Source organism: Ruegeria sp. AG1, assembly GCF_056541705.1.
Window position 1 is genome coordinate 1 of sequence record NZ_JBQFYU010000022.1, and the last position, 21,800, is coordinate 21,800.

Annotated in this window: 21 protein-coding genes and 1 tRNA gene; 12 read left to right on the forward strand and 10 right to left on the reverse strand. The window is 57.7% G+C overall.

The genetic code is table 11. The annotated features are described in order from the left end of the window. Positions 1–452: 452 nt before the first annotated feature. The 4 genes from ACR0B5_RS22370 to ACR0B5_RS22385 all read left to right on the forward strand — a co-directional run bounded on the left by ACR0B5_RS22370 (position 453) and on the right by ACR0B5_RS22385 (position 4,377). Positions 453–1,199, forward strand: coding sequence for a 5-oxoprolinase subunit B family protein (locus tag ACR0B5_RS22370; protein ID WP_480543547.1), 747 nt, complete (start codon positions 453–455; stop codon positions 1,197–1,199). Beyond that, positions 1,199–2,197, forward strand: a complete 999-nt coding sequence (locus ACR0B5_RS22375; protein WP_480543549.1) for a 5-oxoprolinase subunit C family protein — start codon at positions 1,199–1,201, stop codon at positions 2,195–2,197. The genes ACR0B5_RS22370 and ACR0B5_RS22375 overlap by 1 nt, the downstream gene beginning before the upstream one ends. Positions 2,198–2,209: 12 nt before the next feature. Further along, positions 2,210–2,971 (forward strand): LamB/YcsF family protein, encoded by a 762-nt coding sequence (locus ACR0B5_RS22380; protein WP_480543551.1) that lies wholly within the window; start codon positions 2,210–2,212, stop codon positions 2,969–2,971. 158 nt (positions 2,972–3,129) lie between these two features. After that, positions 3,130–4,377, forward strand: coding sequence for a hypothetical protein (locus tag ACR0B5_RS22385; RefSeq protein ID WP_480543553.1), 1,248 nt, complete (start codon positions 3,130–3,132; stop codon positions 4,375–4,377). A gap of 69 nt (positions 4,378–4,446) precedes the next feature. Here ACR0B5_RS22385 and ACR0B5_RS22390 read toward each other — a convergent pair whose 3' ends face one another. Together ACR0B5_RS22390 and ACR0B5_RS22395 are read right to left on the reverse strand one after the other, a co-directional pair. After that, positions 4,447–5,838: a D-alanyl-D-alanine carboxypeptidase family protein gene (locus ACR0B5_RS22390; RefSeq protein WP_170661088.1), complete on the reverse strand. Its 1,392-nt coding sequence runs from the start codon at positions 5,836–5,838 to the stop codon at positions 4,447–4,449. Between the two features lie 280 nt (positions 5,839–6,118). Further along, positions 6,119–6,820: an HAD family hydrolase gene (locus tag ACR0B5_RS22395; protein WP_480543555.1), complete on the reverse strand. Its 702-nt coding sequence runs from the start codon at positions 6,818–6,820 to the stop codon at positions 6,119–6,121. A gap of 93 nt (positions 6,821–6,913) precedes the next feature. Between ACR0B5_RS22395 and clpS the strand changes: the two genes are divergently transcribed. From clpS to hemF, 4 genes are read left to right on the forward strand one after another with little or no spacing between them, the layout of a single operon-like run. Then, positions 6,914–7,255 carry an ATP-dependent Clp protease adapter ClpS gene (clpS, locus tag ACR0B5_RS22400; RefSeq protein ID WP_480543557.1) on the forward strand — a complete coding sequence of 114 codons (342 nt, stop codon included), beginning with the start codon at positions 6,914–6,916 and terminating at the stop codon, positions 7,253–7,255. Positions 7,256–7,282: 27 nt separating this feature from the next. Further along, positions 7,283–8,248 carry a class I SAM-dependent methyltransferase gene (locus tag ACR0B5_RS22405; protein WP_480543559.1) on the forward strand — a complete coding sequence of 322 codons (966 nt, stop codon included), beginning with the start codon at positions 7,283–7,285 and terminating at the stop codon, positions 8,246–8,248. 35 nt (positions 8,249–8,283) lie between these two features. Beyond that, positions 8,284–9,084 carry an SDR family NAD(P)-dependent oxidoreductase gene (locus tag ACR0B5_RS22410; protein WP_170378722.1) on the forward strand — a complete coding sequence of 267 codons (801 nt, stop codon included), beginning with the start codon at positions 8,284–8,286 and terminating at the stop codon, positions 9,082–9,084. A 2-nt stretch (positions 9,085–9,086) separates the two neighbouring features. After that, a complete protein-coding gene (gene hemF, locus ACR0B5_RS22415; RefSeq protein ID WP_480543561.1) occupies positions 9,087–9,971 on the forward strand; it encodes an oxygen-dependent coproporphyrinogen oxidase in 885 nt (294 codons plus the stop codon). A 3-nt stretch (positions 9,972–9,974) separates the two neighbouring features. Here the strand turns inward: hemF and ACR0B5_RS22420 are convergent, their stop codons facing one another. Then, positions 9,975–10,385 (reverse strand): hypothetical protein, encoded by a 411-nt coding sequence (locus tag ACR0B5_RS22420; protein WP_480527736.1) that lies wholly within the window; start codon positions 10,383–10,385, stop codon positions 9,975–9,977. 160 nt (positions 10,386–10,545) lie between these two features. On the opposite strand from ACR0B5_RS22420, the gene ACR0B5_RS22425 reads away from it, so the two are divergent. Then, complete coding sequence (locus ACR0B5_RS22425) at positions 10,546–11,058, forward strand: toxin-activating lysine-acyltransferase (RefSeq protein WP_170642854.1); 513 nt, start codon at positions 10,546–10,548, stop codon at positions 11,056–11,058. A gap of 1 nt (position 11,059) precedes the next feature. Next, positions 11,060–11,953: a Hint domain-containing protein gene (locus ACR0B5_RS22430; RefSeq protein ID WP_480543564.1), complete on the forward strand. Its 894-nt coding sequence runs from the start codon at positions 11,060–11,062 to the stop codon at positions 11,951–11,953. A 2-nt stretch (positions 11,954–11,955) separates the two neighbouring features. Here ACR0B5_RS22430 and modC read toward each other — a convergent pair whose 3' ends face one another. From modC to modA, 3 genes are read right to left on the reverse strand one after another with little or no spacing between them, the layout of a single operon-like run. Then, positions 11,956–13,056: a molybdenum ABC transporter ATP-binding protein gene (modC, locus tag ACR0B5_RS22435; protein WP_425085801.1), complete on the reverse strand. Its 1,101-nt coding sequence runs from the start codon at positions 13,054–13,056 to the stop codon at positions 11,956–11,958. Continuing rightward, the gene (gene modB, locus ACR0B5_RS22440; RefSeq protein ID WP_425085800.1) at positions 13,053–13,745 is read right to left on the reverse strand and encodes a molybdate ABC transporter permease subunit; all 693 of its coding nucleotides are present in this window, start codon (positions 13,743–13,745) and stop codon (positions 13,053–13,055) included. Before modB ends, modC begins: the two co-directional genes overlap by 4 nt. A gap of 5 nt (positions 13,746–13,750) precedes the next feature. Continuing rightward, positions 13,751–14,530: a molybdate ABC transporter substrate-binding protein gene (gene modA, locus ACR0B5_RS22445; RefSeq protein WP_480543566.1), complete on the reverse strand. Its 780-nt coding sequence runs from the start codon at positions 14,528–14,530 to the stop codon at positions 13,751–13,753. Positions 14,531–14,744: 214 nt separating this feature from the next. Here modA and ACR0B5_RS22450 point away from each other — a divergent pair. After that, positions 14,745–14,820: transfer RNA gene (locus tag ACR0B5_RS22450), tRNA-Val, on the forward strand. 465 nt (positions 14,821–15,285) lie between these two features. On the opposite strand, the gene ACR0B5_RS22455 is transcribed toward ACR0B5_RS22450, so the two are convergent. The 4 genes from ACR0B5_RS22455 to ACR0B5_RS22470 form a co-directional block, all read right to left on the reverse strand. Beyond that, positions 15,286–17,169: an amidohydrolase family protein gene (locus ACR0B5_RS22455; protein ID WP_480543568.1), complete on the reverse strand. Its 1,884-nt coding sequence runs from the start codon at positions 17,167–17,169 to the stop codon at positions 15,286–15,288. Positions 17,170–17,238: 69 nt separating this feature from the next. Further along, positions 17,239–18,417, reverse strand: coding sequence for a carbohydrate porin (locus ACR0B5_RS22460; protein WP_480543570.1), 1,179 nt, complete (start codon positions 18,415–18,417; stop codon positions 17,239–17,241). Continuing rightward, positions 18,414–19,118 carry a DUF3299 domain-containing protein gene (locus ACR0B5_RS22465; RefSeq protein ID WP_480543572.1) on the reverse strand — a complete coding sequence of 235 codons (705 nt, stop codon included), beginning with the start codon at positions 19,116–19,118 and terminating at the stop codon, positions 18,414–18,416. The genes ACR0B5_RS22460 and ACR0B5_RS22465 overlap by 4 nt, the downstream gene beginning before the upstream one ends. An 86-nt stretch (positions 19,119–19,204) precedes the next feature. Then, complete coding sequence (locus ACR0B5_RS22470) at positions 19,205–20,617, reverse strand: amidohydrolase family protein (protein ID WP_480543574.1); 1,413 nt, start codon at positions 20,615–20,617, stop codon at positions 19,205–19,207. Between the two features lie 126 nt (positions 20,618–20,743). Here ACR0B5_RS22470 and ACR0B5_RS22475 point away from each other — a divergent pair, with 126 nt between their 5' ends. Next, positions 20,744–21,748, forward strand: coding sequence for an AraC family transcriptional regulator (locus ACR0B5_RS22475; protein ID WP_480543576.1), 1,005 nt, complete (start codon positions 20,744–20,746; stop codon positions 21,746–21,748). Positions 21,749–21,800 lie beyond the last annotated feature (52 nt).

The following is a 21,800-nucleotide window of genomic DNA, read 5'->3' on the forward strand; positions in this document are numbered from 1 at the left end:
ATGCCCCCAGTCTATCCTGAGCGTCCCCGCCGCTTCCGCAGCGCCCCAGCGCCTCAGCAGCGCCGGTGAAGGGGGTTCTAAGGTTTAGCGCAGAAGGCCGCAAGCGGAAAATTACATATCGGCGTATTTTTTTGCGATTTCTTATTTATTGATTTAAGATCAATAGGTTAATGAGCGTCGTCTAGCGCCAAATCAGCCAGATATAAGCACGTCAGCAAAGGAATTACATAGCCCGACCGGAACTCCACAATGGCAAACCACAACATCTTGGGCCATATTAACTCTTGGATACAATAAAGCCCGACTCGCGCCCGCGAGTCGAATCCGGTGACAGGCTTCAAAAACTCCGTTTTGCGCTTCGGAGTGGATCGCTCTTTACCTGTACTTGCGCATTTCATTGGGATGCGGTCTGGTTCCCGAATGACAAGACACAATCCTATCTCGGCCCAAGTATGACTGAAGGTCTTTCCTACCCACTGGTACGCACCGTCGGGCTCGACGGGGCTTTGGTGACATTTGCAGACAAGATGGATGAGGCCGCAAACCGCGCGGCCTTGGCGTTTCGGGCGCAGGTGGACAGCTTATCGCTGCATGGGCTTATAGAGACATCGGCCTCTCTGGGGTCTGCGTATGTTCGCTTTGACCCTCAGGTGGTTTCACATCTCGAGATCACAAGCCAACTGCAGCAGATCCTGAACCAACAAAACTGGTATTCTGCCCCTCTGCCACACGGTCGAAGACTGTGGCGGGTGCCAACCGTATATGGCACAGACCTTGCCCCACAACTGGAGGACGCCGCGCGTGTTGCTGGGCTGGACCCGGCCGAGGCTGTCCGGCGGCTTAGTCAGACACAAGTGCGTGTGCTGACCATCGGTTTTGCGCCGGGGCAACCCTATCTCGGGCCGCTGGGACCCGAATTCAACATACCGCGCCTGCAGGAGCTGACGCCCATGGTGCCCGAGGGCGCTCTCGTTCTGGCGATCTCGCAGTTTGTGCTGTTCTCCGGGCCGACCCCAACCGGGTGGAGGCATGTTGGCCAAACGGCGTTCCGGTGCTTTCAGCCTGACAAGTATCAAGCATTTACCCTGCGGCCCGGTGATGAGCTTCAGTTCACCTCTGCCTCGCGGGAAGAACTTGAGGCAATCCGCGCCAACAATGACGACGGCCTTGGTGGCGCAACCTGCCAGGAGATCGCCTGATGACCCTGTTGGTTCACCGCATTGGTCCGGCTTGTACGGTTCAGGATCAGGGGCGTATCGGCTATTTGGATCAGGGCCTGTCCCGGTCCGGGGCGGCGGATATAAGGGCGCTGGTTGAAGGCTCAGCCTTGCTGGGACAAAGCGCCAATCTGGCCGCGCTGGAAATGGCAGGCATGGGTGGCACGTTCGAAGCGACGGAACGCACAAGGATCGCTCTGACCGGTGCCACGATGCAGGCAAGTGTCGACGGTTCACCGATCGTCTGGAACGCGTCCCATGTTCTTGAGCAAGGGCAGACTCTGACAATCGGTGCGACCGTGCGCGGCAACTACGGCTACCTGCATTTGGAGGGCGGCATTGAGACCGCGCTGTTCCTCGGCTCGCGCGCGACGCATCTGACAGCCAAGATCGGCCGCGCCGTTGCGGTGGGTGACGTGTTGCCCGCCGGGAAGACTGCGGGCGATGGCAGGATGAAGCTGCCCCCCTCGGACCGGTTCAACGGCGGCACTCTTCGCGTCGTCGCCAGCTTTCAAACCGCGTTGTTCGATGATGAAACGCTGGATCGCTTTGCGCAGACAGAGTTCACGCGTGGCGCGCGGGCCAATCGGATGGGGATGCAGCTGGAAAGTGAAGGGCCAGGCTTTGCGGCCAAAGATCAGCTCAATATCCTGTCCGAGGTGATCACGCCCGGCGACATTCAGATGACCGGCACCGGCAACCCCTTCATTCTGCTGCCTGAATGCCAGACGACCGGAGGCTATCCCCGGATTGCAACCGTCTTGCCCTGCGACATGCCTAAGGCGGCGCAGACCCCGGCGGGCGGGACGGTTCGGTTTGAATTCGTGACTCTGGAACAAGCTGTGGAGATTGATGCTGCGTTTCGCGCGGATCTTGCGCGCTTGCCGAGCCGTATTGAGCCTCTGGTCCGCGACCCTCATGACATCCCGGACCTGTTGTCCTACCAACTGATCGGCGGAGTGATCTCTGCCACCGACTAAGGAGACTATCTGATGCCGCGCGTGGATCTGAACGCCGATATGGGCGAGAGCTTTGGCCCCTGGAAAATGGGCGATGACGAAAGCCTGCTTAAGATCATTACATCCGCCAATATCGCCTGCGGGTTCCATGCAGGTGACTGGGACGTAATGGCCAAAACCATGACACTGGCCGCCGAGAATGATGTGGGCATCGGGGCGCATCCCGGCTTTCCTGACCTACAGGGATTTGGGCGGCGCAATATGAAAGTGCCCCATGACAGCCTGCGCAATCTGGTGCGCTATCAGCTAGGCGCGGCACTGGGTATGGCCGCGGCCACCGGCACAAAGGTGCGGCATCTGAAACTGCACGGCGCTTTGGCCAATATGTGTTCGGTCGACCTCGACATGGCGCGCGCCTGTTACCAAGGTGCGCTGGATGTCGATCCGGATATAATCATCATGGTGCTGGCGGTCACGAAACAGGAAGAGGCCGTGCGAGAGCTTGACTGCAAATGGGTGGGCGAGATCTTCGCCGACCGGGCCTACAATGACGATGGCACCTTGGTGGATCGCAGCCTGCCCGGCGCGGTGATCCACGACCCCGAGCTTGCCGGCCCACGCATCCTGAACATGGTGCGCGAAGGGGCCATCATCACCGAATCCGGCAAGCGGCTGGAGACGTCGATCGACACGATCTGCCTGCATGGGGACGGCCCGACTGCCGTGCAGATCGCCCGGTCGGTCCGGGAGAACCTGATCGAGGGCGGGGTCGAGGTGACAAAGTTCACCCGATAGACATCAGCCCGTAATCCAGGGTCCCTATCCTATGGCTGTTGCCTGAATTCAGTTCAGCGCATAGCATGCCCGCAAGTGCATGTTCTGAATACCGTATTTCTAGCAACGCTATTGGCTGGCCCCGCGCTCGCCGCCAGATGCCCGGCAAGGAGGCGTACATGTCTTTCGATCTGATGTCTTACACACCCCGAGGTGACAAAAAGAACTCGGACTTCTTTCACGAATACCTTCCTATGATCTACGAACGCAGGACCAGCTCGGGCGTCGCGGATCAGGTCGGGCCGATGCGCGCGATTGTCATCCAGGTCGAATCCACGGCGCTGTTCGATACGATGGTCGAGCTTTATGTGATGACGCCCTACCGCCACTCGGCCAGCTATCTGGGACAGACACACAAGTTCGCGGTCCTGCATTCGCATCCCGACTATCCAGCGCTGATCCTGATGGCCCCGCTGAGCGACAGTTTCGAGGACTTCATCCCGCGCATCAACCGGATGTACCCTCTGGCTCGCCCGACCCCACAAACGCGCTATGTGGGGGAGGTCTTTGCCGCCTGCGATCTGAAAGAGCTCAGCAAAACTCTCGAAGAGCAGAACATCCGGTTTGAATATGCAGGTGATACGGAAAACCCGTTCTACACGCTGGATGGGTTTCGCTTTACCACGCCGTCGGATTTCACCTGCAACCGCGTTGGCTATTCCACCCTCGATTTCAACGACCCCAACAGTCTGGGCTTCGGCGACCGCGTTTTGCTGAGCGATACCGAGAAAGCTCGATTGGAAGAGGCCGCAGCTTTTGGCACGGATTCGAACATCGCGCCGCTGATGCTGGGGATCGATCACCTTGCCACGCGGGTACTTGCGGGCGAGCGCGAGGATGCGATCCTCGAGTTCCTGACGATGGTGCCCTATTACTTCTGGGGGGCTTACAACATTTTCGACATGAATTCGTCGACCAATGTGAATCGCAACGCCAATGTGGATGACGACAAGAAATCCCCGGCCAAGGTGTTTACGGCAAACAACACGCCGTCCTTCGTGAATTCATTTGCCAAACTGCCCATGCCGACCGAGGATTTCGTGCGCAATTTCGGCCGCCGCCTGCATCACATGGCGGTCGAGATTCAGGATGGCGACCATGGAGCGGGTGAAAAGAACGTGGATTTTGTCGTCAATACGCTCAAAGACAAGGGCGTGCCATTTCTCGCTCATGTGGTGGGGGAATGCAAAGACGATCCCAACCTGAAACAGATCTTCTCGAAACACTCAAAGAATACGCTGCTGATCACCGAATATATTGAACGGTGCCACCACTACGACGGGTTCTTTACCAAGGACAATGTCGCCGCGCTGACTGCCGCCGCCGGGCAGGATGAGCAGTACGAACACGGCCATGTGTTCGACTGAACCGGTTTCATGAAAAAAGGGCTGCGAAACTTCGCAGCCCAGACCCATCAGGAGAGTATATGTCGGGTCTTATGACGGCCCGATCATGAAACAGGTGACATTGCGCGCCTGAAGGCGGCGGCATGCCAGATCAGCCTGTTCGCGGGTCATGCCCTGGAACGTGGCCTCGAACCCTTTGGAGCTTTGATTGACCTTGCGCAGCGTACCGTCCAGCGCTGTCATCTCGGACAATGCGGTTTTCAGCAGCACCTTCTCGGCTTCATAGCGCGTGGTGTAGCGACCAACATTCACGCCCCACAGGTGCCCGCCCGAGGTGGACAGACGCGTGACGACCTCTTGTTCCGGCTCCGGTTGCTCGGCCGGTTGAGTCGAAGCCAGAACCAGATTGTCGGGCCGCAAGGCGGGACGTGTATCCGAGCTTTCGACCGGAGGCGCCGTCGGCGCGATATCCGCCTGCGCAATGGCCGCAGCGATCCCGTCCTTAATGCGGTCGCGGTTTTCATCGGCGGTGTCAACAACCGCGCTTGCAACCTGTGTCGTCGCTGTCGGACGCATTGCAGGGCGCAGGCTGGTCTTGGGTGCACCGGTCAAACGAGCAACCTGCGTGCCACCCAAACCGGCATTGCCCGCGTAAGCCGGGCGCGCAGGGCGGCGGATCGGGGCGCGCGACGGGGCGCGGCGGAACCCAAGATCCAGCAGCTCAGCCACTTTGGCGTTCCGAGAAGCACCCGATTTGCCACCAAAGACTGTCGCGATGATGCGCTCGTCCTTGCGCTTGGCCGAGGCCACAAGGTTGAACCCAGCGGCGCGGGTATAGCCCGTCTTGATCCCGTCTGCGCCTTTATACGCGGCCAACAGGCGGCGGTTCGTGTTGGGAACCGTCTTGATCCCGGCATTTGTCGATTGGCGCGAGAACAGGTTGTAATACTGCGGGTAATCATAGAGCAGATGCCGCCCCAGCGTGGTCATGTCACGCGCGGTCGACATATGCCCCGATTCCGTCAGGCCATGCGCGTTCTTGAAGGTTGTGCGGCTCATCCCCATCGCCTTGGCGGTGCGCGTCATGCGGCGGGCAAAGGCGGCCTCGGACCCGCTGATCGCAATCCCGATAGCCGTTGCGGCATCATTGGCCGATTTCACCGCTGCCGCGCGGATCAGGTAGCGGAACGCAATCGTCTGTCCCGAACGCAAGCCCAGCTTCGACGGAGGCTCGGCCGCTGCCGCCCGCGTGATGCGAACCTGAGTATCCAGCGTGATCTCTCCGTTCCGAACTGCCTCGAACGCGATATAGAGGGTCATCATCTTGGTCAGTGAGGCCGGGTGCAGGCGGGTATCAGCGTTGCGCGAGTGCAAGACCTCCCCCGTTCGCGCGTCGATCACCATCGCCGCGTAAGGCGCGGCCAAAGCTTTGAGCGGCGCGAAAGAAAGCACCAACATAAACGCTGTGAGGAATACGCCCATCCGGGCCGGGACTGTCCACCGACTCTGCACGATCTTTGCCTCTGTCTGCCTCGTTCCGCCGGGTTTTCCCGGTCGGATGAAATTTATTGATTGTCACTAAGGCTAGCACAGGACCCTGGCAAAATAAACCAAAAGCTGGGGTTTTGCCGGCATCGTGAGGGGCACGAACACCTTCTATATATAGGCGCAGCCCCTATACCGACCCACCAGATGAGCGATGATGACGGGAACAAGGCAAAGGTTGCGCGGTTTTTTCCGGAACTGCGGCCGAACGGCAACATCAGCCTAGGGCGCGCACCAGATCCGGAAGTCCGCCTAGATCCGACAGCTCTCGGAATCGAGGATGGTCAGAGGGTGTTTCGGCATGCTCGACCTCCCACACCAGCCCGTGCGGGACATGAACGCCCCAGCACCCGGCGGCAATCGGCGCCACCACATCCGACCGCATCGAGTTGCCCACCATCATCGCGGTCGAGGGGCCCTCGCCATGCTGTTCGAAGATCGTCCGATAGGTCTCAGCCGTCTTTTCCGAGACGATCTCTACCCCGTCGAACAAATCTCCCAACCCTGATTGCGCCAGCTTACGCTCCTGATCAATCAGGTCACCCTTGGTGATCAGAATAACGCGGTGAGTCTCGGCCACGCCCTCAACCGCCTCACGCGCATGGGGCAGAAGTTCGATGGGATGGGCCAGCATCTCTTGCCCCGCGTCGATCAACTGGCGGATGACTGAGGCTGGAACCCGGTCTTCGGTCACCTCGATCGCCGTTTCGATCATCGACAGGACAAAGCCTTTGATTCCATAGCCATAGTGCTGGATGTTCCGCTTTTCGGCGGCCAACAGACGCTCAATCAGGTGTTCGCGGTCGGCGTGGTCTGCCAGCAATTGGGCGAAATGGGCCTGTGTCAGTTGGAAAAAACGCTCATTGTGCCACAGCGTGTCATCCGCATCGAAGGCGATCGTGGTCAGTTTATTGTCCATTCCGAAAGGGTCCGCTGCCTCTTTATTCTGACGGCGTCAACGTTATATAAGCCCTCAGATAAACCCAATGCCTGAATCGGACAGTTGCGCGCGATGCTGGAAAACCCCTGGATAATGTCTGACAAATCGGATGACGATGGTGACTCGTCCGTCCTGCTGCAGACGCGACCCAAAACCAAGCGCCCTCCGCTGTATAAAGTGCTGTTGCTGAACGATGACTACACCCCGATGGAGTTTGTCGTTCACGTGTTGGAGCGCTTTTTCGGCATGACCCACGCGCAGGCGTTCGAGATCATGCTGACCGTGCATAAAAAGGGCGTCGCGGTGGTTGGCGTCTTCAGTCACGAGATCGCCGAGACCAAAGTCGGCCAGGTGATGGATTTCGCGCGTCGGCATCAGCATCCGCTGCAATGCACGATGGAACGCGAAGAATAACGCAGGCTGGGCCGCCCGGAATTTATCATGTCCCCTCGTCTTGATCTTGCCCTGAACAGCGGTTTGACCCTGTCGCAACCGCTGGTGGTGATCGGCCCGACCCCCGAAGAGGATCTGTCAGCCTTGCCGCGCGAGGCTGAGGTGATCCAGCCGTTCAAACCTTTCCACGATCATTTCGCGGGTCAGGGCTTTGCCACCAAACCGGTGCTTGACGCCGCTTGCAGCGATGCGCTTGTGTTCTTGCCGCGCGCCAAGGCGCTGGCCCGGTCGCTGATCCAGCAGGCGTGCAACCACGCCAGAGGGACCATCGTGGTTGATGGCGCCAAAACCAACGGTGTCGACAGTATTCTGAAAGACATCCGCAAGCGCGTTGCCATCGAAGGCCCTATTTCCAAGGCCCATGGCAAGATCTTCTGGTTTCAGGCCGACGCCGAGGCCTTCGCCGATTGGGCCGCCCCCGAAAACCAAAGCGTCGATGGCTACGTGACCGCTCCGGGTGTGTTTTCTGCCGATGGGATCGACCCGGCCTCGGCCCTTCTGGCACAGTCCTTGCCGGACAAGATTGGCCCGCGCGTGGCTGATCTGGGTGCTGGCTGGGGGTATCTGTCGGCGGGTCTGCTGCAGATTGACCGCCTCAAAGCCCTGCATCTGGTTGAAGCCGATCATGCCGCGCTGACATGCGCGCAAGCAAACGTCCCGGATGCGCGCGCTCAGTTCCACTGGGCGGATGCGGTGACATGGACCGCGCCCGAGCCGATCGACACCGTCATCATGAACCCGCCCTTTCACACCTCACGCAGTGCCGATCCGGCGTTGGGGCAAGGCTTCATTAAGTCCGCCGCGAAGAACCTGACCCGCAACGGCACCCTGTGGATGGTCGCCAACCGCCACCTTCCCTATGAGGTAACACTGGCCGAATCCTTCGCCCAAGTTCAGGAAGTGGCCGGTGACAATCGGTTCAAGGTGTTTCAAGCCTCTCGCCCCCGGGCCTAAGCCCGGCTAACCTGCCCCAAATCAGGAGGATTCGGATGTCCTTTTCCATAGCTGGCAAGACAGCGATTGTAACCGGCGGGGCCAACGGGATTGGGTTGGCCATCGGGCGGCATTTTGCAGATGCCGGGGCCAATGTTGTCTTTGCGGATATGGATGAAAAACGGCTGGCCGAGGAATTGGGCGAGCAGGCCGACGATGGAAACATCCGCTATTTCGCCGGTGATTTGCGTGAAAAACTGACTATCGCCAACCTGCTGTCGGCCACGCTTGATGCGTTCGATCAGGTCGACATTCTGATCAACGGCGCGCGACAGGTGATCCCGTCTGACCCGCTGGACCCCGATGACGACTCCGTCCGGACCTTGTTGAACCAGAACCTGATGCCCGCTCTGCGTCTAAGCCAATTGGTAGCCAAGCGGATGATCAAACAATCCGGCGAGGATGAGGAAAACCCTGCGGGCTCAATCATCAACCTATCCTCGATCGCAGCGCGGCGTACCCATCCAGATCTGATGGCATATTCTGTTTCAACCGCTGCGTTGGATCAGATGACCCGCTCGCTGGCGGTTGCACTGGCCCCCAACCGTATCCGCGTGAACTCGATCGCGCTGGGGTCAGTGATGAGCGCATCTCTGCAATCAACGCTGAAAGAAAACCGCGATTTCCGCGACGACATCGAGAAACACACCCCTCTGGCCCGGATCGCGGCCCCGACCGAACTGACGGAAACAGCGCAGTTTCTGGCCTCGGACGCGGCAGGGTTCATCACTGGCCAGATCCTGACAATTGACGGCGGCCGCACCTTGCTGGACCCCGTTGCAGCCCCGGCGCATTGACCATGTTTGATACCGAAAAGACCACCGCCTCAGCCTGGTTCCGCCAATTGCGCGACGATATCGTTGCTGCTTTTGAAGCGCTGGAGGACAGCCACGACACCGGCCCGTTTGCTGACGCAACTCCCGGTCGTTTCGAAGTAAAAGAAACCAAACGCCAGTCCGAGGACGGCTCGGACGCGGGCGGCGGGCTGATGTCTGTGATGCGGGGCGGGCGAGTGTTTGAGAAGGTGGGCGTCAATGTCTCAACCGTCTACGGCACGCTGGGTGAGCGCGCGCAACAGGCCATGGCTGCGCGCAAAGGCATTCCCGGCATGACCGAGGACCCACGGTTCTGGGCCTCAGGCATTTCGCTGGTTGCGCATATGCAAAACCCGCATGTGCCCGCCGTTCATATGAATACGCGCATGTTCTGGACACCGCATGCTTGGTGGTTCGGCGGCGGGTCGGACCTGAACCCCTGCATCGAATATGACGACGATACCGCCCGTTTTCATGCGACCCAGAAGGCGCATCTGGACCCGCACGGACCAAGCCACTATCCGCGCCTGAAGGACTGGGCGGATGAGTATTTCTACATCCCCCACCGCAAACGCGCGCGCGGTGTTGGGGGTATCTTCATGGATGACTACTGCACCGATGACTGGCAGGCGGATTTCGCCCTGACGCAGGATATCGGCAAAGCCTTCCTGCCCGCTTTCCTGCCGCTGGTCGAAAAACGCCGGATTCAGAGTTTTTCGGACGCGGATAAATACACCCAGCTGGTGCATCGGGGCCTCTATGCCGAATACAATCTTGTTTATGACCGCGGCACCAAGTTCGGGCTTGAAACAGGCCACGATCCGGATGCGGTGCTGATGAGCCTGCCGCCCATGGCTAAATGGGTCTGAGGCTCAGAACCCAAAATCCATGAAGTTGTCAAAGCAATAGGCCTGTGCCGAGGTCGCCGACATATTCTCTCCGACCTTTCTGACCGTGATGGAATAGCCCGGATCGGTATCCGCGCCCGGAGGTGGTGTCAGTGAAAATTGCACCGTGCGAACGCCCGGCTCATAGGCGCGATAGATATAAATTCGCGTTGGGCCGGGTACGCCCAGCGTACGTATCGCGAAATCGCCGATCCCGCACCAGTAGTTCACTGGCGCCGATGATCCGATAGCCTTGACCTCATAAATGCCGCCCTCCAGCGGGGTGATCTGGGTCCGGCTTTGTGGCCCCACTCGGACACCGAAGCCGACAGCCTGCGCAAGCTGGGGTGCGAAAACAAAGGCTGAGACCGCAATGAGTTTGGCAACACGCATCATCTGAACATCCTGAAATAAACTCTGTTCCATGAGAGTAACACAATTGGAGGTTGGGTCGAGAGGGGGCTCGGCAACAGACCGCAAACACATCAAAATACTTATATGCAACTGACATGGCGGCACATATCATCATGATATTTATTGCAAGTCTGGTGTCCCCGTGAGCCAAACATTTCCAAAGGACTGGTTTGACCTCTCGCCTGAGAAATACGCCGATTTCGGAGCGATGTTCTATTTGGCGGGCCTGACTCCAACGCATCAGAAACGCAGTTTGGCGCAGGTTCTCTATGCCTTTGAAACGCCGTTGCGGCTGGGACAATACCACATCTTCCGCCAGAACGGCTTTCCCCGAGGGTTCGTAACCTTTGCCGGCCTCAGCCGTGAGGCTGAAAACAGATATGCCATTCAGGAAAAGCCCTTGAAGGATGCGGATTTCACCAGCGGGTCCTCGTTCTGGATCGTCGATCTGGTTGCGCCGTTCGGGCAGACCAATGAAATTGTCGACATTCTCAAGGCAGAAATACCACACCCTCGCGTTCGAACGAATCGTCTGGTTGGTGACATGGGCCAAAACCGGATCGTAGAATGGAGCCGGGATGCCGCGGGCGAGGTCCATATGAAGCTCTATCGTAAGAAGGATTTCAAACGTCTGCTGGAACAAGGCGAGGGCTAGCATGGTCTCGGTTCCGGTCACGGGTGATTTGACAGGGGATGTCACGGGCTCACCGCCGAACGTCGCCAGCGGTCAGGTCATTCTTGGCACTACCCCGGGAACGTTTGATGTCGACAATTGGGCAATCGCGACCCCTCCGGCCAATGGGACGGCCACGATAGACGCGGATACCGGCGAATGGACCTATACGGTCGATCCCACCTTTTTTGAAAGCCTCGACTTCAACCAGATCGCGACCGACACGTTCATCATTCAGGGGTCTGACGGGTTCTTCTTTGGTCAGGCGACTATCACCATTTCCATTCAAGGCGTCTGCTTTACCGCCGGGACGCTGATCGAAACCGAAACCGGACCAGAGCTCGTAGAGGCCCTGACAGTCGGCGATCTGGTCCAGACCAAAGATCACGGGCTGCAGCCTATTCGGTGGATCGAGTCCAGCCCGATCCCCCCCGAGCGATTGCGTCGTGACCCTGATCTGCGGCCCGTGCGTATCCTGCGCGGCAGCCTTGGGCCCGACATACCCTCGCGCGATCTTCTGGTGTCGCAGCAACATCGCGTCCTGATTCAAGGACCGAAAGTCGAGCTGCTGTTTGGCGCCGCCGAGGTTCTGGTCGCCGCAAAACACCTGTGTTCATGGCCGGGTATCTTCGTCGACACCTCAGACCAGCCGGTCGAATACCTGCATATCCTGCTGGATCAGCATGAGATTCTGACCGCCGAAGGCGCATTGGCAGAGAGCCTGTTTCTCGGCGACGAAGCGTTGCATTCCCTGTCCTCGGACGGGCTGCAGGAGCTGGCCTCGATCTTCCCGGACCATACCCCGGACAAATCTACCGGCTTCGGACGCGCTGCTCGCATGATCCTGCGCGAGCATGAGGCCCGCGCCTTGGCCTGACTCTAACCTGTCGGGCCGATCCGTCCGCCAACATCCTGCGGCGCCAGCGCAACTGTCTTGATCACCGCATAGCATCGCGCGCCCGGTTGCAAACCAAGCCCCGCGACGGAACGGCGGGTGATCCGCGCCAGAACGATACCTGCCCGCGTATTCATCGAGATAATCGCACCCGGCCCGTCTCCGGCGCGGATCGTCTCGACCGTGCCCGCCAGAACGTTCAGGGCCGACAGCCCCGCCGGAGGCTGGTTGGACAGGATCACCTCTTGCGCGGGGATACGAATGCGAAGCTCTGCACCGATCTGATGCGAGATACGCGGCAGAAACAGAGATTCTCCACCCGCGTCCAACTCGGTCAAACCGTCTTCATGATGGGCCCGAACACGCACTTGCAGCACCGCGCCAACCGCGCGCACGCCCGCAGGTGTAACGGACGGATCGGCCAGCACTTCAGAGGCCGGACCATGGCGCCCCACCTTGCCATCCTGCAGTGCAACAACCGAAGTTGCCAACCGCGCGACCTCGGCTGCGGAATGGGTGACATAGAGAATTGGAACCGAGACCTCATCCCGAAGGCGCTCAAAGTAAGGCAGGATCTCGGCCTTGCGGCCTTCATCCAACGCAGCCAGAGGTTCGTCAGCCAGAATTAGGCGTGGGCTGGCCAGCAAGGCGCGCCCGATCGCGACCCGCTGCTTCTCCCCCCCGGACAAACCAGCCGGGCGGCGGTCGAGCAGATGACCGATGCCCAGCATTTCGATCACCTTGTCCGGGTCCTCACGCTTTGCAGGCCGCGGTGCAAACCAGCGCCCGAAAGACAGGTTCTGTCGCACGGTCAGGTGAGGGAACAAACGTCCTTCCTGAAAGATATAGCCGAGCCTGCGTTTATGCGGCGGCAGCCAAAGCTTGGTGTCCGTGTCGAACAGGACCCAATCATCCACGGCAACGCGCCCGGCCTCGGGTCGCAACAGACCCGCCACGGCATTCACCACCGTAGTCTTGCCCGACCCCGAACGCCCGAACAGAACGGTCACACCCGGCGGAGCCTCAAAGTTGAGGTCCAGATCCAGCCCCGCAAGGCTGTGGCGCAGACGAACAGACAGGCTCATGACCCGGCCACCCGCGCCGCCGCACGCCGCCCGACGTATTCCGACAACAATAATGCCCCCATCGCGATGATGATCGAGATCACGACCAACCGGGTCGCCGCTGCCTCACCCCCCGGCACCTGCAGGAAGGCGTAGACGGCTGATGGCAGTGTTTGAGTCTGGCCCGGAATGTTCGACACAAAGGTAATAGTGGCCCCAAACTCGCCCATCGCCTTGGCAAAGGCCAGAATGGCCCCCGCGATGACCCCCGGCAGGATCATCGGCAATGTCACCGTCGCAAACACCCAAGGGCGTGAGGCGCCCAGCGTAGCTCCCGCTTGTTCAAGTCGAGGGTCAACGGCCTCGATCGACAGACGGATGGCCCGTACCATCAAAGGGAACGCCATGATCCCCGCCGCCATCGCAGCGCCAGTCCACCGGAAAGCAACAACGATCCCGAACTCGGCCAAAAAGCGTCCGACCGGACCCTGAACGCCAAAGGTCAGCAGCAGCAGGTAACCGGTTACCACGGGCGGTAATATCAGGGGCAAATGCACGAGACCATTCAACACCTGTCGTCCCGGAAAGCGCCAGCGCGCCAAAGCATAAGCCACGAATACTCCGAATGGCAAAGTCGCCAGCGTTGCCCAGAACGACACCCGCAGGGACAATTTCAACGCCTCAATCTCGGCAGGGCCTAACCAATCCATAAGGCTCACCGTCCAGGCAGAGAGAACCCCTGCCCCTTGAACACATCTGACGCGAATTCGCTCTGTAGAAAGGTCCGAAAATCCTGCGCCTCTGGCTTGGCAAAGGACGTCTCGGCGACCGGGTATATGATGGGTGGGTGGCTGTCTTCTGGGAAGCTGCCAACAACACCAACCCGCGCGTCAGCCTGAGCGTCCGTCCGGTAGACAATACCCATCGGTGCCGCCCCGGTTGCAACCAAAGCCAGTGCCGCACGCACATTGTCGGTTTGGGCAATCTGATGCTGCACCGCGTCCCACAGGCCAAGGCTCTGCAACGCGGCCTTTCCGTAGATCCCTGCGGGAACGGCATCGACCAACGCCATGGCAAGAAAGCCGCCCTCAAGTTTTCTGGACAGATCATAGGCCGCCGAGACCTCGCCAATATGCGTCTGGGGTGCGGCTCCGATCAGAACCAACCCATTGCCCAACAGGGCGACTCGGGTTTCGGGCTTGATCACGCCATCCTCCTGCAACACATCCATCCAATCCTCATTCGCGGAAATGAACAGATCAGCCGGAGCGCCTTGCTGCAACTGACGCGCAAGAACCGAGGACGCGGCATATGAAATCGTGACATCGTTGCCGGTTTCGCGCTGATACGCGGTCGAAACCTCATCCAAAGCAGTCTTCAGACTGGCCGCCGCAAACACCAAAATCCCATCTGCCCCGGCCCGAAGCGGAGCCAGTAAACTCGCGCCAAGCACCAGCGCGGCCACAAGAAAACGGCGAGGGGAGTGTCGGGCCATGTCCTCTCCGGCCTAAGGGGTTTCGGTTCCTTCCGGAGATATCGGAGGCAACAGGCCCCGCGCAAGCGCCTTTCCGACTTTGCCTTCAATCGGGTGTGCAGTGATGCCTTTGGCGGAACAGGCAGCCATCGCTGACGCGATACCCGAAGAAAGGTAAGAAATTCGTGCAAACCCTCTTGCACCCACCCTCAGGCTTGGCTACATGCACCGTCACGGGTGATTAGCTCAGTTGGTAGAGCGCTTCGTTTACACCGAAGATGTCGGGAGTTCGAGTCTCTCATCACCCACCATCCTTTCCCCACAAAGTATCAAGTTCTTACGCGACTAGCACCTATTGTTGTACTGCGCATGAAACGATGTCGGCTGGGCCTCCGCTTCTGTTATACGGAAAAGATGTCTACGACACAGGAGCTTTGGGCGACGGCAATATTCGTAAACGAACTATCAGCAATTGGCAGACAACTTTGCGGAAGGGCGTTCAATCTCGACCCAAATCGTTACTAGAGCGTTCTGATGCGGCGAATTGGCCGCGAGAGACTGAGTTGCGCGCGAAGGAGTTTCGTCCCTGGAGTCAAGCAAAGCGGTTTTTTTTGGCTTCGGCGCAGCATTTGACACATTAGGCTCAGAGTGGTCATTCGATCCAATCTTACGAACAGCTGCCTTGCGGGAAAAGCTTCCGTAACCTGACTGGTTGCTGATGATCGATCTCAGCCTAATGTAGGCTTTCATTTTTCACTGCTCCAAGACTCTGCGTATTAGTTTGCTCTGCGTTGTTCCGACTGATTAGGCCTAGACCCTCCCATTTTTGACATCATAGCCTTCGCATAGTCGCGTTTTGCCTGCGCAGGGTCCTCGAAGCGAGCATGCACGACGCAAAAGAAAAGGGCACCGTCATCTAGACCGTTGCGAGGCGTAAACCAATCAAACGGGTCGGTTGGCTTTTCCGATGCAAACTGGTTGGTTGATGGCGCGGCGGGTACAATATTGGCTTCATTGTCTGTGATATCGTCAAGCAGTGTCGGACGTGCCGTGCCAGTATCCGGTGTGAGGATACCCATGATCTGCTCGCGACCAGCCGGAACAAAACGCCCGCTTTCCTCGATTGGAAACCGGATCGGCTGCCCTGCATAAACATCCCGCTGCACTTCGCTGTTCCGGGCAACAATCGTTCCACTAACCAGCACATAGGGAATGCCTTCTGACGGCAGACCTTGCTGACCAAGAGTATAGTTCGCCTTTTCGGTCACAGCCTCCGGATCAAAAATCGTGATATCCGCGACCATGCCTTCTTGCATACGCCCACGCACCTGCATTGCACGCAAGCCAGTGTCACCCAATCGCTTCGCATGTATGTAACTCAGCTGAGTGAGTGTGAGCATCAGCGGCACATTCGCTTCGCGAGCCAGTCTCAAGACTAGCGCGTGACTGCCTGCGGACCGAGGGTGCCCGGCATAGTCTTCGTAAGGGGCGTCCCAACTCATCAGATTGCCCTCGATATCCAGCCCGGCCATACCGTCACCCGAAATGCCATAACCTGCGATGGTGATCCAATCGTTGAGCCATTGCTCTCTTGGTGGGCTAAAAACAATGGCCGTCCGTCCCGGTTCATTCTCAGCGAAGCTCAAGAATTCGTCTTTAGTCACAAAGCGATCAAGCTGGGGATCAAAGATAGTGTCTTCGTATTTGTACCCCATCGACCCTTCCCAGTTTTCGGGGGCGATGATCGAAGCGCCGTAGTTTCCCGATCCGGCGGTCCAGGGATAGTAGCTGGACCAGACGTTGTAGCCTTGGTCGCGGGCCATCTGGAGCTTTTCCTGATTTTCCCACCACCCATAGTCATTATCGTGGTGTATGTGCAGCGGCGCGTCCAACACCATCGCATTGACAAGGATTTCGTTAACGCCGGTCTGTGTCTCGGTGGGCGTCGAAGCACTGGGATGAAACCGGTGATGCACCGAAGTTAGACGACCATAACGCGCAGCGGCCCGCTGAGCTTCGAACATCTCATAGGTTGGGATGCCTTCGCGGGCGTAGCCGATGGTCGATCCCACGCCGAGGGCTCCAAGACGAAGCCCCTCATCCAGTTGGGCAGTGATTTCGTTCATCTGTTCGCGGTTGCTTGGTACCGAGGACCAGCCCTCGACACCGTCTTCCACGGATTGTGCCCGCAGTGCGAAAAAGTTCCGGAAGTCTATATCCCCACCTTCCAGCACAAGGCCGTCATGCACCCGCATCCGTGCGAATTCCTGGCCAATGACTGTGCCGTAATTTGCCTGCGTCACGCCTTGACGCGCAGCGTACCATTCGTCGATATTCGCGGCTCCGACCTCAAAATCCATTTGCGTCGTTACGCCGTCACGAAGGTTGACCTTGATACCCCAAGGATCCAGCCCGTGTTGTTCAAGGTCGATAAACCCGGGCGCCACAACGTGCCCTGTCGCGTCGATGGCTTCGCTGCCGTCAATATCTTCGTCGGTAATAGCAGTGATCCAGCCATTACTTATTCCCACGTTGGCGATCTGATCGAACCCGGTTTCCGGATCCATTACCCGACCGTTGAGGATCACCACGTCGTAAGTTTGCGCGACGCAGAAAGTGGAAAACACGGACAACGTGCCAGCCAGAAACAGGGTACGCATGGATAGATCCTCCCTTTGATCAGCAGAATTGCATGTTTCGACGCTTTTGACGTCTGCTTTCGCCCCACATCAGAAAACGATCCGGGTTCGCAGGCCGAACAGCGTAATGCTATCCTGACCTGGGTTCAGCAGCGGGTTCGAAATGTACTGGAGGGACGGTGTGATCTGCAGTCCGGGTGAGATTGAAAACCGGTAGAACGCTTCGAGCGTAAACTGGTCGCCATCTATGCCTCGGGCCTCGGCCCAGTTCAGGCCCAGACCGGCCAGATCGGTATTGCGACCATAGTAGCCCACACCGGCAGAAACCGATCGGTCATACAGCGCTGCGGTCCCTTTTGAGGCCCCTGCCCGAAAGAACGGCATCCACTTATTGTCAACAAACCATGCGGCAGAAAACGCAGCGCCGTAGTCTTCCGCTCGGCTGCCATCTTCGGCCGCATCCGCATGCCAGAGGGTCAGATGGAGATTGTCGAAATAAATGCGATCAAAGCCGGATGTGTACCCAAGTTCGAGTGATTTGAAGAGATTGCCATCGCTGAACACATCAAAGTTTGGATCAGACGGATCGGCATTTGCGTCTGCAACGCTCGCTACAGCGTAGAAATTTCCGCTCAGCTTGATCCCACCGGCAATACCAAGACCAGGGTTGGGTGCGTTAAGTGTCGGGTTGGTGTTGAAGGACAGGTTTTGGAAGCCACTATAGGGGCTTACCAACCCATAGATATCTACAAAGTCCGTTACATCAATCTGACCGAATTGCAGCGTCCACGAACCGTTTTCGGCCCTTTGGGTCCAGAACAGATTGGTCAGCAGCAAACCGCTATCGTTGAAGGCTGTCCCGGTGATCGAAAGCGCTCCGCCATCCAGCCCAAGAAACTGCGGGGCCACATCGGTATAGCTGTGCCGGTCTTCGATTTTGAATGTCAGGGAACCTCGTTCAGTCGCCTGCCAACTCCCGTAGAAACGTGCAATTCCGCTGGCCGCTTCGCCGGTTCCCAGATCAGCATTCGTGGTTTGGCCCAGCGCCAGGTAATCAATATTGAACCGAAACCCACCCTCAGCCAGTCGGTCTTTCCACTCAAACCAACCTGGTGCGATGTTGCGTGGAAAATCGGATCGGTATTGTGGGTCGGTGAGCCCATCTCCGGGGGTAAGATCAGCTTCGACCGAAGAGGGCCCGGACAGTCCTTGCGCCGAGGCAGCGCTAGCGACAGCAATACTTAGTGTAGCAGCCAGAAGTCTTTTCATTCAGACGCCCTTGCACCACCGGTTTTGCGATTGCCCGCCGCACGGATGCGATCAGCGGCACGCTGCTTCCATTCTAGCCTGTCCGCCTTGGTTTCGAGCGTTTCGACACTTTCTGTTTCCAACTGAAAAGTCGCGTTCATGGGCATCTGGCCATCCACAACCATCATATTCTGAACAGACGGATCGATGGTCAGCATGCCCGTCAGCCGAACGGGTTCATGAAAATAGCTGGGCACCCAGTCCCCGTTCAACCGAACACGGATCATCTGGTTGGGTGGAGGTGGCGGCATATGACTGCACATTCCGCGCTCTGGCACCAAATACGCGACAGGCCGACCGTCCGGATCATTCGGAGCAGGAATGGCGAAACCAGCCAGTGTGATTGTTTGACCATCGAATTGCGGATTTCCGTTTGTCCCCGCCTTTCTCCGACGTTCCATCACAACTTCGCGCTGATCGAGCAGCCAGTCGACATCAATTCCATCTGCAGCCAAGGCATTCTCAGTCTCGGTCAAAAGCACTTGCCACTTTTGCCGCTCTTCTTCGCTGCCACCATCCTGCTGCAGCCTGCCGCGCAATCGAACGACGTAAAGAACATCGTCGAATTGTTCAGGGCTGAGATCGCGATAGGGGTCTTCAAAGACCTGCGCAGATGGGTCTGGCAGGTCGGCCCAATCTAATGCGGTTTCAGGCGTTGCCAACGCAGAATGCCCACACCAAAAAAACCCTGCGAATACTACCCAGCGGAACCAATGGTGCATAAATTCTCTCCGGCTACTTAGACAGGTCAATTCAGTGTGTTTTTGTAGATAACGCCATCTTTCATGATCAGTCGAATCGTATCAGGGCTTTCAGGCCTCGGGTCGGCGCCGAACCATTGATCACCTGTGCCAACAACCGAGAAGTCTTCAAGTGGATTACCGTCGATTAGCAGGATATCCGCATAAGCTCCTTCTTCGATCACACCCAGTTTGCCTTCCGGATAGGGGTTCATGAAATCACCGCTAAGTGCCGCGATCTCGCCACCTACCGAAGTTAGGGTTACCATCGACGCATAGGGGCCGAAGAAATGGTTATTCAGATGTTTCTCGTAGGCGATCTGGATGTTGCACGCTTCGACCGAGCCGACGCAATCGGTTTGGAAACCGCGCGGCGCCGGGCATTCCTTCATACTTGGAATGTAGGCTTCGAAGGTCGCCGAGGCCGATTTGGCCTTCCTCAAACTGTTGGGGTTGTTTTTCACGGAAGGAACATCAAGTAGGCCTGGATCAAATGCTGTGATGTTCGTCGTGATGTACGCTCCTTTTTCTTTCATCAAAGCAGAAATCTCGCAGTCAAAGTGAAATCCGTGTTCAATGGTTCTGACCCCTGCATTCAGGGCATTGATGATCGCTTCTTTGCGGTAGGAATGTGCCATGACATAGGTGCCGTACTCGTTGGCAACCTGAACAGCGGCCTCGATCTCTTCTTTCGAACCGGCGAGCAACTGCCATGGATCGAATGCCGAAATCACCCCACCTGATTGCATGAACTTCAATTGCGTGGCACCCATGCGCAGGTTGTTGCGGCCATACATGTAAATTTCGTCAACACCGTTGACCTGTTGGGCCATATTCAGAGTCCCAAAGTTGGTCACCCCACCCGGCGGAGATGTGAAGGATGCGAAATCGGCGTGACCACCACGTGTTCCGAGAAATGCCCCGGAAGGATAAAAGCGGGGGCCGACGATCTGGCCGGCGTCAATTGCGCGCCGCAGCCCGCCGCCAGCGCCCCCGGCATCGCGAACGGTCGTGAAGCCCTGCATCAGGTACATTTCGGCCATCCGGGTCCCGTGGATGGCGAAATCCTCCCAGGTCGAGTTGGTTTCCATCTCGGCAATCGATGGCCCCATGAGCATCAGGTGCGCGTGATTCTCTATAAAGCCCGGTGTCAGAGTGCGCCCACCGCCGTCGATAACCGTCGCGCTCGGCGCATCAATGGCATCGGTTGAGACGGACTTGATCAGATTGCCCTCGACCAGAACACTGGCATTTTCAATGCGTTGCTCATTCACACCGTCGAAGACATGCACGTTGGTAAACAGCGTTTGGGGTTCTTCTTGATCCTGAGCCTGCGCGGTCGCCGAAAAAGAAAGAACTGCCGCGACAATTGCCGTCGAGCAAAGAGACATTCGTAAGCCGGACATAAGTACTCCCTTCATATTCATGTTTTGCCAACTATAGTCTGGAATTCATTGGCTCGGTTGCCCCTTTTGAATTAGGATGTACGAATGTGACTACAAAAATGGCCACTGATCACAGCATTTGATCCTGAAAGGGAGACGAAATTGCCGTTCAACTCCACCTCTCAAGAGCATAGCGAAGGGTTCATTCGCCTCGCTTTGGCAGCTCCGTTTCTGCAGTATCTCACTGACCGCGAGCTCGATCCGCAACCGGCCTTGGATCAGGTCGGCTTGAAGTCCGAACTGTTGTCTGACCCTTCTGTCTATGTCCACTCAGAGCTGGTTTACGGTCTGCTAAATGCCTTCTCAGACGTGTCTGGGGACCGATACCTTGGCCTGAATGTAGGCGAGACTTTTGACCTGCGGGAATGGCCTCCGTTCGCTCAAGCCCTACAATCGACAAACTCGCTGTTCGAGTTCTTTACCCGCTTTATTGGGCTTGTCCCGCAGGAGTCCAATTCCGTGCGGCACAGCCTTGTCATCGATGCGGACAAAGCAACCTATCGTATCGAGAGGCAACAGGAACCCGCTGTCCCACCCATTCAAGTGACCGGTTTTGGAGCCGCGATCTATGTACGGCTTCTGGAGACTGTCGTCGGAGAATCCTGGGATTCTTCGCGTGTGCGGTGGGAAAGCCGGTATATTACGGGTCTACCGGTCAACTACAAAGGGATCGAGGTTGGCTTGGGACCTGATCCCGGAATGCAAATCAGTTTTCCTGTGGAATGGTTGTTTCTGCATCATGCCTCTGAGGGTTCTGCTAAACACATAGCCTCAGCTCGACAAAACGAAGAAGTAACGGTGGTGGCCGCCTTGCGATCCGTATTGCGCGACAAGCTGGATGAAACCGATCTGGGACCAGAGGTTGTGGCCGGACTACTGGGAATACAGCCTGAACGGTTTCTGAAAGCGCTACAACAACAAGGCACAACGCTCCCCCGCGAAGTAAAAAGGCTGCGTGTCGATGTCGCCAAAGAGCACCTCAGAGATGACAAGATGACAATTGCAGAGATCGGCCTACTCCTTGGCTACTCAGACAAGTCCCATTTCACGCGCTTTTTTCGGGGTCAAACCGGAATGACACCAACAAAGTTCCGCCTTGGTGCGTAGTTGCGTCGAAACGTCTTGGACTGCTTGCCCACTTCAAAAGCTTGCCCACTTC